Annotated in this window: 1 protein-coding gene; it reads left to right on the top strand. The window is 34.3% G+C overall.

The window, feature by feature from the left end; genetic code table 11:
* Positions 1-1,438, top strand: a 1,438-nt coding sequence (locus GXP69_RS18855) for a DEAD/DEAH box helicase family protein (protein WP_163917169.1), incomplete at both ends; no start/stop codon positions are given.

Raw genomic sequence — 1,438 nt, 5'->3', positions numbered from 1 at the left:
ATGAGAGTGAAATAGATCAAGAGCCTATAACTTTCTTTTTAGATGCATTATCTAATAGCAAATCATTCGATTTGCTATTAGGATATTTTAGTTCTTCAGCCATTCATGTCTTAGCCTTAGGATTTGCTCATTTTATCAGCAAAGGTGGTACAATGAGGATTGTTATTAATGATGTTCTCTCTACAAAGGACAAAGAAACAATCTTAAGCGGGCAACAAGGTAAAGTCTCAACCTCCTTATTTAATGATAATGATTTCCGCAAGATCAAATCATACCTAGGTGATTACGGTAAGCACTTTTTTGAATGTCTCGCGTGGCTTATTGCAAACAATAGAATTCAAATAGTAGCAATTCGACCAAAAGGTAAAAATGGTATATCTCACTATAAATCGGGAATTTTTAGTGATGGAGTAAATAAGGTACATTTTTCCGGGTCCTGCAATTTTACTGCGAATGCTCTTCTACATAATTTAGAAGAAATCAGCTTAAGAAGATCTTGGGATTCTCCATCGGACCTTAATTATATACAAGTAAAAGAAAAGTACTTTGAAGATATATTCTCTGGACATTCTAAGAAAATAGATTACATTGATATAAAAGATATTAAAGGAATTATCTACGACAACTTTGGTGATAGAAACCTTGATGACTTAATCATTCAAGAGAAAGAATTACTAACCAAGAAGAAATTGCTTATTACTACTAATAATATACTGAAGCAAAAACTAGAGAAGCTAGAAGCTTCTTTTGAAAAGCTACAAAGTGAGCCAAAGTTTCCTTTTCCAAGTGGTCCTAGACCTTACCAAATAGAAGCTTATGAGAATTGGGTAAAAAACAATTATCAGGGCTTATTTGCAATGGCTACTGGTACAGGCAAAACCATTACATCCCTTAATTGCATATTAGAGGAATATAAAAAGAATAAGGAGTATAAATTTATAGTTTTAGTACCGACTATTGCTTTAGCGAATCAATGGAAAAATGAGGCTTACGATAAGTTTAACTTTTCTGAAATAACCTTATGCTCAAGTAAACATACTGGTTGGGAAGATGCATTGTCCCAATATGGAAGTGATCTTGCTTATGGGGAAGAATGCAACTTTTGTATCATCATCACTTATGCATCATTTAGAGGCAAGAAGTTCCAGGAACTCTTTAATAAGTACTTAGGTAAGCATCAAAATAAACTAACCCTTATTGCTGATGAGGCTCATACCTTTGGCTCATCTCAGTTGCTAAATCTCCTACCTATTGGAATAGGAAAAAGAATTGGCCTATCAGCTACTCCTGAAAGAGTATATGACCGGGAAGGAGAAGCTAAGTTATGTCAGTTTTTCAACTCCTCTCCTCCTAACTACACCTTTGTATATAATATGCAGAAGGCCATAGAAGACGGCATATTATGTCGTTATCACTACTTCCCCAAATTTGTAGATCT

This window comes from Pontibacter burrus (assembly GCF_010686685.1).
GTDB classification, from domain to species: Bacteria; Bacteroidota; Bacteroidia; order Cytophagales; family Hymenobacteraceae; genus Pontibacter; species Pontibacter burrus.
The sequence above is the reverse complement of the archived record's forward strand: the minus strand, read 5'-3'. Positions and strand labels throughout refer to the sequence as shown.